Below are 14,250 nucleotides of genomic sequence, written 5' to 3' on the forward strand. Positions count from 1 at the left end.
TATATTCCTCTTCAACATTCACTCAATGTTAATCAAATTAACATGGAAAAACGCACTGCACGCCTCACCCTTCTTATTGATCCTCGCAAAAAGCGCGCGTTCGAGCAGCTTTGTGCCCGCGAGGACGTAACGCCATCACAGAAAGTCCGACAATTCATTCGGGAGTATGTTCAGGCGCAACTGGGGCCGGATTGGCTGGAACAGGCGAACGCCTTTCCAGACCAGGAAGAGGACGATCACAAGTGATCGTAAAAGGATCGCCGCCAGGGATGGCGGACACAAAAAAGCCGGGATAAACCCGGCTTTTTTGTTGATGCGGAAGGCTACGCTTTTATTCAGCGTCGGCGGCTTCACCCGGCTCGGGACGATCCACCAGTTCCACATAGGCCATCGGGGCGTTGTCGCCGGCACGGAAGCCCATTTTCAGGATCCGCACATAGCCGCCCGGACGCGCTTTGTAACGCGGACCCAGTTCGTTGAACAGCTTACCCACCACTTCCTTGGACCGGGTCCGGCTGAACGCCAGGCGACGGTTGGCCACGGAATCTTCCTTGGCCAGAGTGATCAGGGGCTCAGCAACACGACGCAGCTCCTTTGCCTTCGGCAAGGTGGTCTTGATCGCTTCGTGTTCCAACAGCGACACCGCCATGTTACGGAACATGGCCTGACGATGTGAGCTGTTCCGATTCAGTTTTCTGCCGCTCTTGCGATGACGCATGGTTCTATTCCTATCTTCAAGGGCGCTTCACAGCGTCCACGACAACTCAATTAGCGCAATTTGGTGTTCAGTCGGTCATCATCACGGAGACTGACCGGCGGCCAGTTCTCCAGACGCATGCCCAGCGCCAACCCTTTGGAAGCCAGCACATCCTTGATCTCGGTGAGCGACTTCTTGCCGAGGTTCGGCGTTTTCAGCAGCTCTACCTCGGTGCGCTGTACCAGATCACCGATGTAGTAAATGTTCTCGGCTTTCAGACAGTTGGCGGAACGTACCGTCAGTTCCAGATCATCCACCGGACGCAGCAGGATGGGATCAACTTCCTCCCGCTCCTGTTTCGGCTCGGGCTTGGCATCCTGCTCCAGATCGACGAATACCGCGATCTGTTGTTGCAGAATGGTGGCCGCGCGACGAATGGCTTCCTCGGGATCAATGGTCCCGTTGGTTTCCAGGTCGATAACCAGTTTGTCCAGGTCGGTCCGCTGCTCCACCCGGGCAGCCTCCACCACGTAGGCGACACGGCGCACGGGGCTGAAGCTGGCGTCCAGTTGCAGACGGCCAATGCCACGGGTTTCGTCGTCATCGCCGCGACGGCTGTCCGCGGGTACATAACCCCGACCTTTCTCCACCTTCATGCGGACACGCAGTTCGGTGTCACCGGTGATGGTGCAGATCAGGTGCTCCGGGTTAACAACTTCCACGCTGTGATCACGCTGGATGTCATTAGCGGTCACGTCACCCGGGCCTTTTTTGACCAGTTCCAGGACCGCTTCTTCCCGGTCTTCCATCTTCAGAGCCACACCCTTGAGGTTCAGAAGGATGTTGATCACATCTTCCTGAATACCGTCAATGGTGGAGTATTCGTGCTGTACGCCATCGATCTCCACTTCAGTGATGGCGCATCCCGGCATGCTGGACAACAGGATGCGGCGCAGCGCCGTGCCCAGCGTATGCCCAAAACCCCGCTCCAGCGGCTCAAGCACAACCTTGGCGTGGGTCTCGCTGATCGCGTTGACCGCGATCGAGCGGGGCGTGAGAAATTCGTTCACGGCGGTCATAGAGATCCCTCAGGCAGTCCTTACTTGGAGTACAGCTCGACGATCAGGTTTTCATTGATCTCAGCGGGGAGATCAATGCGCTCCGGCAGCGCTTTGAAAGTACCTTCGAGCTTCTTCTCGTCCACTTCCAACCAGGTCGGGAAGCCGCGTTGCTGAGCCAGCTCCATGGCGTTTTTCACACGCAGCTGATTCTTGGACTTCTCACGCACGGTGATCACATCACCGGCGTTGATCTGGTAGGACGGAATGTTAACGGACTGACCGTTAACCAGGATCGCACGGTGGGATACCAGCTGACGCGCTTCCGAGCGGGTAGCGCCGAAGCCCATGCGGTAAACCACATTGTCGAGACGACCTTCCAGCAGTTGCAGCAGCACTTCACCGGTGGCGCCACGGGCGCGGGCCGCCTTCTTGTAGTAACTACGGAACTGCTTTTCCAGCACGCCGTACATACGACGCACTTTCTGCTTTTCACGCAGCTGCACGCCGTAGTCGGACAGGCGACTGGGGCGGCGACCGGCGGCGGCCTGACCCGGAGGTTGCTCCGCCTTGCACTTGGATTCCAGCGGACGGATGCCGCTCTTCAAAAACAGGTCAGTGCCTTCACGACGGGAAAGCTTGCACTTGGGACCGAGATATCTTGCCATCTTGCTCTAACTCCCGTTACACGCGGCGCTTCTTCGGCGGACGGCAACCATTGTGCGGAATCGGCGTCACGTCCTGAATATGGGTAATCTTGTAACCACAGGCGTTCAGCGCCCGAATGGAAGACTCGCGACCCGGACCCGGGCCTTTCACCCGCACTTCCAGATTCTTCAAGCCGTAGTCCTTGGCGGCGTTTCCGGCGTTTTCGGCAGCCACCTGGGCCGCGAACGGGGTGCTCTTACGAGAGCCACGGAAACCCGCGCCACCAGAGGTCGCCCAGGACAACGCGTTGCCTTGACGATCAGTGATGGTAATGATGGTGTTATTGAAAGAAGCGTGTACGTGAGCGATGCCATCCGCAACGGTCCGCGTTACCTTCTTCCGACGTGCGCCACTGTCTCTTTTCGCTTTAGCCATGATGCCTATCCAAATTCAGGACTTACTTGCGGATCGGTTTCCGCGGGCCCTTACGGGTGCGGGCGTTGGTTTTGGTGCGCTGACCGCGCAGCGGCAAGCCGCGACGATGACGGATGCCACGGTAGCAGCCCAGGTCCATCAACCGCTTGATATTCATGTTGATTTCCCGACGCAGGTCGCCCTCCGTGGAAACCTTGGCAACCTCCGCACGGATCGCGTCCAGCTGATCGCCGGACAGATCACGAATCTTAACCTCCGGCGCAATGCCGGTCTGCTCGCAAATCTCGCGAGCACGAGTGCGGCCGATCCCGAAAATATAGGTGAGGGAAATCACCGTATGTTTGTTGTCCGGGATGTTTACGCCTGCAATACGGGCCATCCGAATATCTCCGATTCACAAAGCGGTATCGCCAGTCTCTGGCGCCGAAAGGCGGGAGAGTCTAGCGTTACACCGACTGAATTTCAACCAATCTCTAGGAAAGAAGCTCGCCAATTAACCCTGACGCTGCTTGTGCCGCGGCTCGGCACTGCAGATCACCATGACCCGGCCTTTGCGGCGGATCACTTTGCAGTTACGGCAGATCTTCTTTACAGAAGCCTGAACTTTCATCGCACTCGCCTCACTATCTCGGCCGCTAAGGCCCCGTTAACGCACCAGACCGGTGCCGCCATACCCTTTCAGGTTGGCTTTCTTCATCAGTTTTTCGTACTGAGTGGACATCAAATGGGAATTCACCTGGCCCCAAAAGTCCATCACTACGACTACCACGATCAGCAGCGAAGTACCGCCCAGATAGAAAGGTACATTCCAGATCGCCTGCAGCCCCAGCGGCAACAGACAAACCAGCGTCATGTACACGGCACCGATCAGAGTCAGACGGCCCATCACGGTATCGATGTAACGTGCTGATTGCTCACCGGGGCGAATACCCGGGATATAAGCCCCGGATTTCTTCAGGTTGTCCGCCACGTCCTTCGGGTTGAATACCAACGCCGTATAGAAGTAGCAGAAGAACATGATCGCCAGCGTAAACAACAGAATGTACAGCGGCGTACCCGGTAACAGCGCATCGCTAACCCGGCGCAGGGTCATCCCCCACCAGGAATCCGGGTTGGAATCACTGAACCATTGGGTCAGTGACGCCGGAAACAGCAGGATGGAACTGGCAAAAATCGCCGGGATCACACCCGCCATGTTCACTTTCAGTGGCAAATGGCTTTGCTGCGCCGCGTATACCCGGCGGCCTTGCTGACGTCGGGCATAGTTCACGGTAATGCGGCGTTGACCGCGCTCCACGAACACCACACCGAAAATCACCGCCACGGCCACCAGAAACACCATCAACATGGCCAGCAGTCCCAGTTCGCCCTGACGGGCGGACTCGAAGGTCTGCGCCACCGCACCCGGCAAACCGGCCACGATGGAAGCGAAAATCAGCATGGAAATGCCGTTCCCGATGCCCCGCTCGGTGATCTGCTCACCCAGCCACATCAGGAAAATCGTTCCAGTCACCAACGAGGTCACGGCCACAAAATAGAAGCTCGCCACCTGCATGCTGTCGGCACCTTCCGGCAACAGGGTAATCCCCTGGCTCTTCAGGCCCGCGCACACCCCGAAAGACTGCACCAGCGCCAGGGCGACGGTCAGATAACGGGTATACTGAGTAATCTTGCGGCGACCCTGCTCCCCTTCCTTGCGCAGTTGCTCAAGGCTGGGCACTACCGCGGTCATCAACTGAATCACGATGCTCGCGGTAATGTACGGCATGATGCCAAGTGCAAAAATACTCATTCGCTCCAAAGAGCCACCGGAGAACATGTTGAACAGGCCGAGGATGGTGTCCCGGTTTTGGTTGAACATCTGTTCCAACATGTCCGGGTTCATACCCGGTACCGGAATATGCGCCCCGATCCGGAACACCAGCAGGGCCCCAAGCAGGAATCCGATACGACGCCATAACTCCCGAGTAGCGCCACCGCTGGCTGCGACGGCACCACTGTTAAGCGTTTGTGCACGGTTCTTGGCCATAGCCCGGTTCCTGTTATTCCTCGACTTTACCGCCGGCTTTTTCCACCGCTTCGCGGGCACCTTTGGTGATCGCCACGCCACGCACCGTCACGGCACGGTCAATACCGCCGCGCAGTACAATCTTGGCGCGCTTCTTGTCAGAACGAATCACGCCAGCGGCTTTCAAAGAGGCCAGGTCGATCACGTCGCCTTCCACCTTCGCCAACTCTTCCAGGCGTACTTCGGCGGTCGCCATTGCCAGCTTGGACGTGAAACCGAACTTCGGCACACGACGCTGCAGCGGCATCTGACCACCTTCGAACCCGGGCTTCACGGTGCCGCCGGAACGGGATTTCTGACCTTTATGGCCACGACCACCCGTTTTACCGAGACCGGAGCCGATACCGCGGCCAACCCGTTTCTGGGCCGGACGGGAACCTTCAGCGGGATGCAGATCATTCAAACGCATCGCTTATTCTCCCTCTACCCGCACCATGTACGCGACTTTGTTAATCATGCCGCGTACCGCAGGGGTGTCTTCAACTTCAACGGTATGGCCAATACGGCGCAGACCGAGACCACGCACACAGGCCTTGTGCTTTTCCAGCCGGCCGTTGGTGCTTTTTACCTGCGTTACCTTGATCTTGTCAGCCATCGTTACGTTCCGTCTGTCTGCGCTTAGCTCAGGATCTCTTCGACCGTTTTACCGCGCTTGGCGGCAACGGATTCGGCGGAGGCCATCGCTTTCAAACCCTCAAAGGTGGCGCGAACCACATTCACCGGGTTGGTGGAACCATAGCACTTGGCCAGCACGTTCTGGACACCGGCCACTTCCAGCACGGCGCGCATGGCACCACCGGCAATGACACCGGTACCGTCGCTGGCCGGCTGCATGAACACCTTGGAGGCGCCGTGCCGAGCCTTGATCGGATGCTGAATGGTGGTGCCGTTGAGCTCCACCTGGATCATGTTGCGACGGGCAGCTTCCAGGGCCTTCTGGATGGCGGCGGGCACTTCGCGGGCCTTACCGCGACCGAAACCCACTTTGCCATTACCGTCACCCACCACGGTCAAAGCAGTGAAGCCGAAAATACGGCCGCCTTTCACCACCTTGGCAACCCGGTTCACCTGAACCAGCTTCTCCTGGAGACCTTCGTTGGGATCAACTTTCGCCATAACCAAGTACCCTTAGAATTTAAGCCCGTTTTCGCGTGCGGCATCCGCCAGCGCCTTGACCCGGCCGTGATAACGGAAACCGGAACGGTCAAAGGCCACGCTTTCGATACCCGCCTCTTTAGCGCGTTGAGCGATCAACTCGCCAACTTTAGCGGCGGCTTCAGAATTACCCGTCGCGCCAGCACGCAGGTCTTTTTCCACTGTGCTCGCGGAGGCCAGCACACGATCACCAGCGGTGCTGATGATTTGCGCGTAAATATGGCGCGGAGTGCGATGCACGGAAAGACGAAGCTCGCCCAGCTCACGAATCTTCAGGCGAGTACGCTTTGCCCTGCGCAGACGTGCAACTTTCTTGTCCATCATGGCTTCAGTCTCAACGATTATTTCTTCTTGGCTTCCTTACGGCGCACTTGCTCATCAGCATAGCGCACCCCTTTGCCCTTGTAGGGCTCGGGCGGGCGGAAGCCCCGAACATTGGCGGCCACCTGGCCCACCAGCTGCTTATCAATACCCTTGATGACGATTTCCGTCTGACTCGGGGTCTCAATGGTGATCCCTTCGGGCAGCTCGTAGGCTACCGGATGAGAAAAGCCCAGCGTCAGATTCAGCGTCTTGCCCTGTGCCTGAGCACGGTAACCAACGCCGTTCAGCAGCAGGCGACGTTCGAAGCCCGCGGAGACACCGGTGACCATGTTATTGACCAGAGCACGTGTGGTACCGGCCACGGCCCAGGCTTGCTGAGACTCCTCACGGGGTTTGACGGAGAACACGCCGTCATCCACGGCCACTTCCACCAAATCGTGCACCTGGTGCTCCAGGCTACCCTTGGACCCTTTCACGGTCACCTTCTGGCCGTCGATAGCTACCTCGACCCCTTTGGGCAGGTTAACCGGATTTTTCGCTACTCTAGACATCGCTGCACCTAATCCGTCTACACCAAAACCTTAGGACACTTCGCAGATCAGCTCGCCGCCGACATTCGCCTGGCGGGCGGCCCGATCGGAAATGATGCCCTGGTTGGTGGACACGATCATCACACCCAGGCCACCTTTCACCTTGGGAATCTCACCGGCGCCTTTGTACACACGCAGGCCCGGACGGCTCACCCGAGCGATCTTCTCGATCACCGGCTGGCCTTCAAAATAACGCAGTTGAACGGTCAGCGTCGGTTTGGCGTCGTCAGACACCGCGTAACCGTCGATGTAACCTTCTTCTGTCAGTACCTTGGCAATGGCTTCCTTGGCCTTGGAGGACGGAATCTCCACCTCGACTTTACGAGCCATTTGCGCGTTGCGAATACGGGTAAACATATCCGCCAGGGTATCTTGCATGCTCATGCTGCAGTTGCTCCGCTACTCTTTGCTTACCAGCTGGATTTAACCAGCCCGGGAACGTCACCACGCATCGCCGCTTCACGCAGTTTAATGCGGCTCAGGCCGAATTTGCGGTAGTAACCATGCGGACGGCCGGTAATGCGGCAGCGGTTACGCTGGCGAACCGAAGAAGAGTCCCGCGGCAGCTTCTGCAGCTCCAGCTGAGCCTCCCACTTCGCTTCGGGTTCCGCGTTGGGATCCTGGATAACCGCTTTCAGCGCGGCACGCTTGGTGGCGTAACGCTGAACCAACTTGGCGCGCTTCGCCTCCCGGTTTTTCATAGAGACCTTTGCCATGACAAATCCTCTTAGCCTTTCAGCGGGAAGTTGAAGGCGCGCAGCAGCGCCCGTGCTTCGTCATCGGTCTTGGCTGTGGTGGTGATGGTGATATCCAGACCACGCAGCTTGTCGACCTTGTCGAAATCGATTTCCGGGAACACGATTTGCTCCCGCAGACCCATGGAGTAATTGCCACGGCCGTCAAAGGACTTCGGGTTCAGACCCCGGAAGTCACGGACACGCGGGATTGCCACGGATACCAGGCGCTCCAGGAACTCGTACATACGACGGTTACGCAGGGTCACCTTGCAGCCAATCGGCCAACCTTCACGGATCTTGAAGCCCGCCACGGACTTACGCGCCTTGGTAACCAGCGGCTTCTGACCGGCGATGGCGGTCATATCCGACAGCGCACCTTCGATCGCCTTCCGGTCAGCGGCCGCTTCACCCACACCCATGTTCAGGGTGATCTTGGTGATGCGGGGCACCTCCATGACGTTCTTGTAACCGAACTCATCGCGGAGTTTCGGCACAATCTCTTCGTTGTAAACCTTCTTCAGATCACTCATGGTTCACCTAACCTCACGCGTCCAGCGCTTCGCCGTTGGACTTGAAGAACCGCACTTTTTTGCCGTCCTCGAAACGGACGCCGACACGATCGGCCTTCTGGGCCTTCGCATTCCAGATGGCCACATTGGAAGCGTGAATACCCGCTTCCTGCTGAACAATGCCACCTTGAATACCGCGGTTAGGGTTGGCGCGAACGTGTTTTTTCACCATGTTCACACCGGAGACAAGAAGGCGGCCGTTAGGGAGCACGCGCTGCACCTGGCCCCGCTTACCTTTGTCCTTGCCCGCGATTACGATGACTTCGTCATTGCGCTTGATCTTGAGCATTGCCTTAACCCGCCTTTAAAGAACTTCCGGTGCCAGGGAGATGATCTTCATGAACTGGTCATTACGCAGTTCACGGGTCACCGGCCCAAAGATCCGGGTGCCGATCGGAGCCTTGTTGTTGTTCAACAGGACCGCGGCGTTTTCGTCAAAACGAATCACAGAACCATCGGGGCGACGCACACCACGACGGGTACGTACCACGACAGCGCTCATCACGTCGCCTTTTTTAACACGACCACGCGGAATCGCTTCCTTTACTGTGACCTTGATGATGTCACCAATGCCTGCATAGCGGCGGTGGGAGCCACCCAGCACCTTGATGCACTGCACTCGACGAGCGCCGCTGTTATCGGCGACTTCGAGCATGGTTTCGGTCTGAATCATCGCTTACTCTCTCCAACTCCTGCCCTGTGCAGGCAGCCACAGCATTCTCTCATCAGGCCTTGACGGCCTGCTCCACTACGCTGACCAGCATCCAGCTTTTACGCTTGGACAGCGGACGGCATTCTTCGATGGTGACCAAGTCGCCTTCGCCACACTGGTTTTGCTCATCGTGAGCCATCAGTTTGGTAGAACGCTTGATGATTTTGCCATAAATGGGGTGCTGTACCCGGCGCTCAACCAATACGGTGATGGTCTTATCACCTTTACTGGAAATCACTTTACCGGTAACGGTCCGGCGCAGTTTCTGTTTCGCCTCTGCCATGATTAGTTACCCTGTTTTTCCCGCAGAATGGTCTTCACACGTGCAATATCACGGCGGACCGTCCCAAGCTGATGGGTTTGGGAAAGCTGACCGGATGCTCTCTTCATGCGCAGCTTGAACTGTTGTTCCAGCAGCTCAAGGTGCTGCTCGCGCAACTGCTCAACACTCTTTTCTTTCAGTTCGCTCGCTTTCATGGCTTACATCACCGTCCGAGTCACGACACGGGTGCTGACCGGCAGCTTGGCTGCGGCCAGACGGAACGCTTCACGCGCCACGTCTTCGGAAACACCTTCCATTTCGTAGAGCATGCGACCCGGCTGAATCTGGGCTACCCAGTACTCCACGCTACCTTTACCTTTACCCATCCGCACTTCGAGCGGCTTCTGGGTAATCGGCTTATCGGGGAAGACCCGAATCCAGATCTTACCGCCACGCTTGATGTGACGGGTCATGGCCCGACGAGCCGCTTCGATCTGACGCGCGGTGATCCGGCCACGGCCGGTGGCCTGCAGGCCGATGGTGCCAAAAGACACCTTGTTGCCGCGCTGTGCCAGGCCACGGTTACGGCCCTTATGAATTTTCCGGAATTTGGTACGCTTCGGCTGCAACATCGTTCGTTACCTTTTAACCACGGCCGCGCTTTTTCGCGCCCTTGGACTGCTTCTGCTCTTCCTGAACCTGCTCCATGCCACCAAGCACTTCGCCACGGAAGATCCAGACCTTCACACCGATGGTTCCGTAGGTGGTCTCAGCACGCACGTTGGCGTAATCGATGTCCGCACGCAGAGTATGCAGCGGCACGCGACCTTCACGGTACCATTCCGTACGAGCAATCTCGGCACCACCCAGACGACCAGAAAGCTGGACCCGAATACCTTCGGCACCGGCCTTGAGCGCGTTTTGCACCGCACGCTTCATAGCGCGGCGGAACATAACGCGGCGTTCGATCTGGCCAGCGATATTATCGGCTACCAGACGGGCATCCACGTCGGGCTTACGCACTTCCTCGATGTTGATGTGCACCGGCACACCCATCTTGGCAGCTACGTCGCGACGCAGGCGCTCAACGTCCTCGCCCTTCTTGCCGATCACGATCCCCGGACGAGCCGTGGAGATGGTGATGCGAACGTTTTCGGACGGACGCTCGATTTTAATTCGGCTCACCGAGGCATTCTTGAGGCGCTTGAACAGATACTCACGCACCTCGAGATCGGTTACCAGGCAGTCAGCATAGGTCTTGGGACCCGCATACCACAGGGAGTTGTGCTCCTTGACGATGCCCAGACGAATACCGATCGGATGAACTTTCTGACCCATCTGGTTACTCCTGACCTTCCGAGACTTTTACAGTGATGTGGCAGGTACGCTTGAGAATGCGATCCGCCCGCCCTTTCGCGCGAGGCCGAATACGCTTCATCGACATGCCTTCATCCACGTAGATGGTGGATACTTTCAGCTCATCCACATCGGCGCCGTCGTTGTTTTCCGCGTTAGCAATCGCGGACTCCAGCACCTTCTTAACAATCTTGGCCGCCTTCTTGGGGCTAAAGGCGAGAACATTCAACGCCCTTTCCACCTCCAGACCTCGGATCTGGTCGGCCACCAGGCGGGCTTTCTGAGCCGAAATTCTTGCGCCCCGCAGACGGGCTGCAACTTCAGTCGCCATGGCTGTCACCTTATCGCTTAGCCTTTTTGTCCACGATATGCCCGCGGAAGTTACGGGTCAGGGCGAATTCGCCCAGCTTGTGGCCCACCATGTGCTCGGAAACCAATACCGGAACATGCTGACGGCCGTTATGTACCGCGATGGTCAAACCCACCATCTCCGGGATGATCATGGAGCGACGGGACCAGGTTTTGATCGGCTTACGGGAGCCGGCTTCCACCGCTTCTTCCACCTTCTTCAACAGGTGGTGATCCAGAAACGGACCTTTTTTCAGTGAACGTGGCACAGCCTGAACCTCTCTCTATCCCTTACTTACGACGGTCGCGCACAATCATCTTGGAGGTGCGCTTGTTGGTACGGGTTTTGTGGCCCTTGGTCGGTACACCCCAGGGGGTTACCGGATGACGGCCACCGGACGTACGCCCTTCACCACCACCATGGGGGTGATCCACGGGGTTCATGGCCACACCGCGAACAGTGGGACGAACACCGCGCCAGCGGGTTGCGCCGGCCTTACCCAGCGAGCGCAGACTGTGCTCGCTGTTGGATACTTGCCCGATGGTGGCGCGACACTCAGCGTGCACCTTACGCATTTCGCCGGAGCGCAAACGCAGGGTTACATACTGCCCATCCTTCGCCAGCAGCTGGACAGAGGTACCCGCGGAGCGAGCCAGCTGACCACCTTTACCGGGCTTCAGTTCCACATTGTGAATCGTGGAACCCAGCGGAATGTTGCGCAGCGGCAGAGCATTGCCCACCTTGATCGGAGCATCTTCGCCGGACTGAACGCGGGCGCCGGCTTTCAGATCTTTCGGCGCCAAAATGTAACGACGCTCGCCATCCAGATACTTCACCAGCGCGATGTGCGCGGAACGATTCGGATCGTATTCCAGACGCTCCACCACACCCTGAACACCGTCCTTATTACGACGGAAATCCACTACGCGGTATTTCTGCTTGTGACCACCACCTTTATGACGGGTGGTGATACGGCCGTTGTTGTTACGGCCGCCATTCTTGGCCTTGGCTTCCAGCAAGGGCGCGTAGGGAGCACCTTTGTGCAGCTCCTCGTTGACCACCTTTACAACAAAGCGGCGGCCCGGAGAAGTCGGCTTGGTCTTAACAATCGCCATGATTACTTACTCCCTTACCTTACTCAGCGCCCAGGAAGTCGATATCCTGGCCTTGTTCAAGGGACACGTAGGCCTTCTTCCAGTCGCTACGCTTACCCGCGACACGACCGAAGAACTTGCGCTTGCCTTTCACGTTCAGAGTTCGAACGTTGCGCACCTTGACCTCGAACAGAGCTTCCACGGCAGCCTTGATTTCCGCTTTGGTGGCGTCTTTTGCCACTTTGAAAGCGAAGGCATTGCTACTCTCGGTCGCGTCGGTAGCCTTTTCGGAAAAGTGCGGTGCAAGCAGCACTTTTAAAATGCGCTCTTTGTTCATGCCAGCGCCTCCTCAAGCTTCTTCAGAGCCGGCACGGTCACCAACACCTTGTCAAAGGCGATCAGGCTGACCGGATCCACACCGCTGGCATCGCGGATGTCGACCTTCGGCAGGTTACGAGCTGCCAAATACAGATTCTCATCCACATCATCAGTCACGATGAGAACATTGCTCAGGTTCAGATCCTTGAGCTTGGCGGCCACCTGCTTGGTTTTCGGGGTGTCGACGGAGAAGTCGTCCACCACAACCAGGCGTTCCTGGCGAACCAGCTCGGACAAAATGCAACGCAGCGCACCACGGTACATTTTGCGGTTTACTTTCTGTGAGTGGTCGCGGGGTACCGCGGCAAATGTTTTGCCGCCGCCACGCCACAGCGGGCTACGAATGGTACCGGCGCGAGCGCGACCGGTGCCTTTCTGCCGCCAGGGCTTACGACCACCACCACTGACATCAGAGCGGCTTTTCTGCGCTTTGGAACCCTGACGGGTACCCGCCAGGTATGCAGTCACAACCTGATGAACCAGAGGCTCGTTGAAGTCTTTGCCGAAGGCGACTTCAGACACAGTAACGGTACCTCCAGAGGCGGTATTGAGATTCATCCTCTATTCCTCTTTCAGGCCTTCGCCTTCACTGCCGGGATCACGATTACATCACCACCGGCCGCGCCGGGGACCGCACCCTTAACCAGCAACAGATTCTTTTCCACGTCCACGCGCACGACTTCCAGATTCTGAACCGTCACACGCTCGGCACCCATGTGGCCCGCCATTTTCTTGCCCTTGAATACGCGGCCCGGGGTTTGGTTCTGACCGATGGAACCCGGAGCGCGGTGGGACAGAGAGTTACCGTGAGTGGCGTCCTGAGTACGGAAATTCCAACGCTTAACCGTACCGGCGAAACCTTTACCTTTAGAGGTACCGGTCACGTCCACGATCTGGCCAGCTTCGAACACTTCCAGGGTCAGCTCACCGCCCACCTGCAAGTCGCCCGCCGGAGCGCGGAATTCACCCACCGTGCGGCCAGCTTCGACGCCCGCTTTGCCGAAGTGACCCGCCATCGGCTTGGTCACTCGATTTGCCCGGCGCTCGCCTACCGTCACTTGCACGGCCTCGTAGCCATCTGTCTCTTCGGTCTTAATCTGGCTCACCCGATTCGGGGACACTTCAATCACGGTCACCGGAACACTGACACCGTCTTCAGTGAACACCCGGGTCATCCCGCATTTTCGACCGATTACACCAATCGCCATTGTCTACCTCTTCACAACCTGTTGCGGCCAGGCCGCACGTTGTTGTCTCAGGCTGAGTTATCCCAGGCTGATCTGCACATCCACACCAGCGGCCAGATCCAGCTTCATCAGTGCGTCCACGGTCTTGTCCGTGGGCTCCACGATGTCCACCATCCGCTTGTGGGTACGGATCTCGTACTGATCCCGCGCATCTTTGTTAACGTGCGGAGAGACCAGCACCGTAAACCGTTCTTTACGCGTGGGCAGAGGGATCGGACCCTGTACCTGCGCACCCGTGCGTTTTGCCGTATCCACGATCTCCTGGGCGGACTGATCGATCAGGCGATGATCAAAAGCCTTGAGACGGATTCGGATTCTCTGGCTAGCCATAGCTAACAAACTCCAGACTGTTTCGAACCATACTTTAGATGGCAAAAAGCCCGCCCATCCTTCTCATCCGAAGGAGGTGGGTGTCAAAACAAGCCCGGGAACGATGCCCCGGTTGATCGTGCCCTTTTCAGCATTAACACTGGAAAGAGGGCGCAAAGTATATAGACAAAAGGAGACCGGGGCAAGCCCCGGCCTCGAATTATCTTACTCTACGATCTTGGCCACCACGCCGGCGCCAACG

At 57.6% G+C, this 14,250-nt stretch carries 29 protein-coding genes; 1 reads left to right on the forward strand and 28 read right to left on the reverse strand.

Going from position 1 to position 14,250, the window contains the following annotated elements:
- Window positions 1–42: 42 nt before the first annotated feature.
- On the forward strand, window positions 43–246 hold the full coding sequence (locus tag MA04_RS15835) for a CopG family transcriptional regulator (RefSeq protein ID WP_163125804.1): 204 nt from the start codon (window positions 43–45) through the stop codon (window positions 244–246).
- A gap of 85 nt (window positions 247–331) precedes the next feature.
- Here MA04_RS15835 and rplQ read toward each other — a convergent pair whose 3' ends face one another.
- The 28 genes from rplQ to rpsJ all read right to left on the reverse strand — a co-directional run bounded on the left by rplQ (window position 332) and on the right by rpsJ (window position 14,009).
- Window positions 332–718, reverse strand: a complete 387-nt coding sequence (rplQ, locus tag MA04_RS15840) for a 50S ribosomal protein L17 (protein ID WP_014996087.1) — start codon at window positions 716–718, stop codon at window positions 332–334.
- Window positions 719–768: 50 nt separating this feature from the next.
- On the reverse strand, window positions 769–1,776 hold the full coding sequence (locus MA04_RS15845) for a DNA-directed RNA polymerase subunit alpha (protein ID WP_163125806.1): 1,008 nt from the start codon (window positions 1,774–1,776) through the stop codon (window positions 769–771).
- A gap of 20 nt (window positions 1,777–1,796) precedes the next feature.
- Complete coding sequence (gene rpsD / locus MA04_RS15850; RefSeq protein WP_163125808.1) at window positions 1,797–2,423, reverse strand: 30S ribosomal protein S4; 627 nt, start codon at window positions 2,421–2,423, stop codon at window positions 1,797–1,799.
- A gap of 16 nt (window positions 2,424–2,439) precedes the next feature.
- A complete protein-coding gene (gene rpsK, locus MA04_RS15855) occupies window positions 2,440–2,838 on the reverse strand; it encodes a 30S ribosomal protein S11 (RefSeq protein WP_014996090.1) in 399 nt (132 codons plus the stop codon).
- A 22-nt stretch (window positions 2,839–2,860) separates the two neighbouring features.
- Complete coding sequence (gene rpsM / locus MA04_RS15860; RefSeq protein WP_163125810.1) at window positions 2,861–3,217, reverse strand: 30S ribosomal protein S13; 357 nt, start codon at window positions 3,215–3,217, stop codon at window positions 2,861–2,863.
- 114 nt (window positions 3,218–3,331) lie between these two features.
- Window positions 3,332–3,448 carry a 50S ribosomal protein L36 gene (gene rpmJ, locus MA04_RS15865; protein WP_008928865.1) on the reverse strand — a complete coding sequence of 39 codons (117 nt, stop codon included), beginning with the start codon at window positions 3,446–3,448 and terminating at the stop codon, window positions 3,332–3,334.
- Window positions 3,449–3,484: 36 nt separating this feature from the next.
- On the reverse strand, window positions 3,485–4,867 hold the full coding sequence (gene secY, locus MA04_RS15870) for a preprotein translocase subunit SecY (protein WP_014996092.1): 1,383 nt from the start codon (window positions 4,865–4,867) through the stop codon (window positions 3,485–3,487).
- Window positions 4,868–4,880: 13 nt separating this feature from the next.
- Window positions 4,881–5,315, reverse strand: a complete 435-nt coding sequence (rplO, locus tag MA04_RS15875; RefSeq protein WP_163125812.1) for a 50S ribosomal protein L15 — start codon at window positions 5,313–5,315, stop codon at window positions 4,881–4,883.
- 3 nt (window positions 5,316–5,318) lie between these two features.
- Window positions 5,319–5,501 carry a 50S ribosomal protein L30 gene (rpmD, locus tag MA04_RS15880; protein WP_014996094.1) on the reverse strand — a complete coding sequence of 61 codons (183 nt, stop codon included), beginning with the start codon at window positions 5,499–5,501 and terminating at the stop codon, window positions 5,319–5,321.
- Window positions 5,502–5,524: 23 nt separating this feature from the next.
- The gene (gene rpsE, locus MA04_RS15885; RefSeq protein WP_014996095.1) at window positions 5,525–6,022 is read right to left on the reverse strand and encodes a 30S ribosomal protein S5; all 498 of its coding nucleotides are present in this window, start codon (window positions 6,020–6,022) and stop codon (window positions 5,525–5,527) included.
- 12 nt (window positions 6,023–6,034) lie between these two features.
- Window positions 6,035–6,385: a 50S ribosomal protein L18 gene (gene rplR, locus MA04_RS15890; protein ID WP_014996096.1), complete on the reverse strand. Its 351-nt coding sequence runs from the start codon at window positions 6,383–6,385 to the stop codon at window positions 6,035–6,037.
- A gap of 17 nt (window positions 6,386–6,402) precedes the next feature.
- A complete protein-coding gene (gene rplF, locus MA04_RS15895; protein ID WP_022995837.1) occupies window positions 6,403–6,936 on the reverse strand; it encodes a 50S ribosomal protein L6 in 534 nt (177 codons plus the stop codon).
- Between the two features lie 30 nt (window positions 6,937–6,966).
- Complete coding sequence (rpsH, locus tag MA04_RS15900) at window positions 6,967–7,359, reverse strand: 30S ribosomal protein S8 (RefSeq protein WP_014996098.1); 393 nt, start codon at window positions 7,357–7,359, stop codon at window positions 6,967–6,969.
- 26 nt (window positions 7,360–7,385) lie between these two features.
- On the reverse strand, window positions 7,386–7,691 hold the full coding sequence (gene rpsN / locus MA04_RS15905; protein WP_014996099.1) for a 30S ribosomal protein S14: 306 nt from the start codon (window positions 7,689–7,691) through the stop codon (window positions 7,386–7,388).
- 11 nt (window positions 7,692–7,702) lie between these two features.
- On the reverse strand, window positions 7,703–8,242 hold the full coding sequence (gene rplE / locus MA04_RS15910) for a 50S ribosomal protein L5 (RefSeq protein ID WP_022995840.1): 540 nt from the start codon (window positions 8,240–8,242) through the stop codon (window positions 7,703–7,705).
- Between the two features lie 13 nt (window positions 8,243–8,255).
- Window positions 8,256–8,570, reverse strand: a complete 315-nt coding sequence (rplX, locus tag MA04_RS15915; RefSeq protein ID WP_014996101.1) for a 50S ribosomal protein L24 — start codon at window positions 8,568–8,570, stop codon at window positions 8,256–8,258.
- 15 nt (window positions 8,571–8,585) lie between these two features.
- Window positions 8,586–8,954, reverse strand: coding sequence for a 50S ribosomal protein L14 (rplN, locus tag MA04_RS15920; protein WP_014996102.1), 369 nt, complete (start codon window positions 8,952–8,954; stop codon window positions 8,586–8,588).
- Window positions 8,955–9,006: 52 nt separating this feature from the next.
- Window positions 9,007–9,276 (reverse strand): 30S ribosomal protein S17, encoded by a 270-nt coding sequence (gene rpsQ, locus MA04_RS15925; RefSeq protein ID WP_022995842.1) that lies wholly within the window; start codon window positions 9,274–9,276, stop codon window positions 9,007–9,009.
- A gap of 2 nt (window positions 9,277–9,278) precedes the next feature.
- Window positions 9,279–9,470 carry a 50S ribosomal protein L29 gene (gene rpmC / locus MA04_RS15930; RefSeq protein ID WP_163125816.1) on the reverse strand — a complete coding sequence of 64 codons (192 nt, stop codon included), beginning with the start codon at window positions 9,468–9,470 and terminating at the stop codon, window positions 9,279–9,281.
- Between the two features lie 3 nt (window positions 9,471–9,473).
- The gene (gene rplP, locus MA04_RS15935; RefSeq protein WP_014996105.1) at window positions 9,474–9,887 is read right to left on the reverse strand and encodes a 50S ribosomal protein L16; all 414 of its coding nucleotides are present in this window, start codon (window positions 9,885–9,887) and stop codon (window positions 9,474–9,476) included.
- Window positions 9,888–9,900: 13 nt separating this feature from the next.
- Window positions 9,901–10,593, reverse strand: a complete 693-nt coding sequence (gene rpsC, locus MA04_RS15940) for a 30S ribosomal protein S3 (protein ID WP_022995843.1) — start codon at window positions 10,591–10,593, stop codon at window positions 9,901–9,903.
- 4 nt (window positions 10,594–10,597) lie between these two features.
- The gene (rplV, locus tag MA04_RS15945) at window positions 10,598–10,942 is read right to left on the reverse strand and encodes a 50S ribosomal protein L22 (RefSeq protein WP_014996107.1); all 345 of its coding nucleotides are present in this window, start codon (window positions 10,940–10,942) and stop codon (window positions 10,598–10,600) included.
- 10 nt (window positions 10,943–10,952) lie between these two features.
- Window positions 10,953–11,228, reverse strand: coding sequence for a 30S ribosomal protein S19 (gene rpsS / locus MA04_RS15950; RefSeq protein WP_014996108.1), 276 nt, complete (start codon window positions 11,226–11,228; stop codon window positions 10,953–10,955).
- A 22-nt stretch (window positions 11,229–11,250) separates the two neighbouring features.
- Window positions 11,251–12,075 carry a 50S ribosomal protein L2 gene (rplB, locus tag MA04_RS15955; RefSeq protein WP_163125818.1) on the reverse strand — a complete coding sequence of 275 codons (825 nt, stop codon included), beginning with the start codon at window positions 12,073–12,075 and terminating at the stop codon, window positions 11,251–11,253.
- A gap of 19 nt (window positions 12,076–12,094) precedes the next feature.
- Entirely contained in the window at window positions 12,095–12,391 is a 297-nt protein-coding gene (gene rplW / locus MA04_RS15960; RefSeq protein WP_014996110.1) for a 50S ribosomal protein L23, read from the reverse strand.
- A complete protein-coding gene (gene rplD / locus MA04_RS15965; protein WP_014996111.1) occupies window positions 12,388–12,990 on the reverse strand; it encodes a 50S ribosomal protein L4 in 603 nt (200 codons plus the stop codon). Before rplD ends, rplW begins: the two co-directional genes overlap by 4 nt.
- A gap of 14 nt (window positions 12,991–13,004) precedes the next feature.
- Window positions 13,005–13,640 carry a 50S ribosomal protein L3 gene (rplC, locus tag MA04_RS15970; protein ID WP_163125820.1) on the reverse strand — a complete coding sequence of 212 codons (636 nt, stop codon included), beginning with the start codon at window positions 13,638–13,640 and terminating at the stop codon, window positions 13,005–13,007.
- Between the two features lie 57 nt (window positions 13,641–13,697).
- A complete protein-coding gene (gene rpsJ, locus MA04_RS15975; RefSeq protein ID WP_014996113.1) occupies window positions 13,698–14,009 on the reverse strand; it encodes a 30S ribosomal protein S10 in 312 nt (103 codons plus the stop codon).
- Window positions 14,010–14,250 lie beyond the last annotated feature (241 nt).

The organism is Alloalcanivorax balearicus MACL04 (assembly GCF_025532145.1).
Taxonomy (GTDB): domain Bacteria; phylum Pseudomonadota; class Gammaproteobacteria; order Pseudomonadales; family Alcanivoracaceae; genus Alloalcanivorax; species Alloalcanivorax balearicus.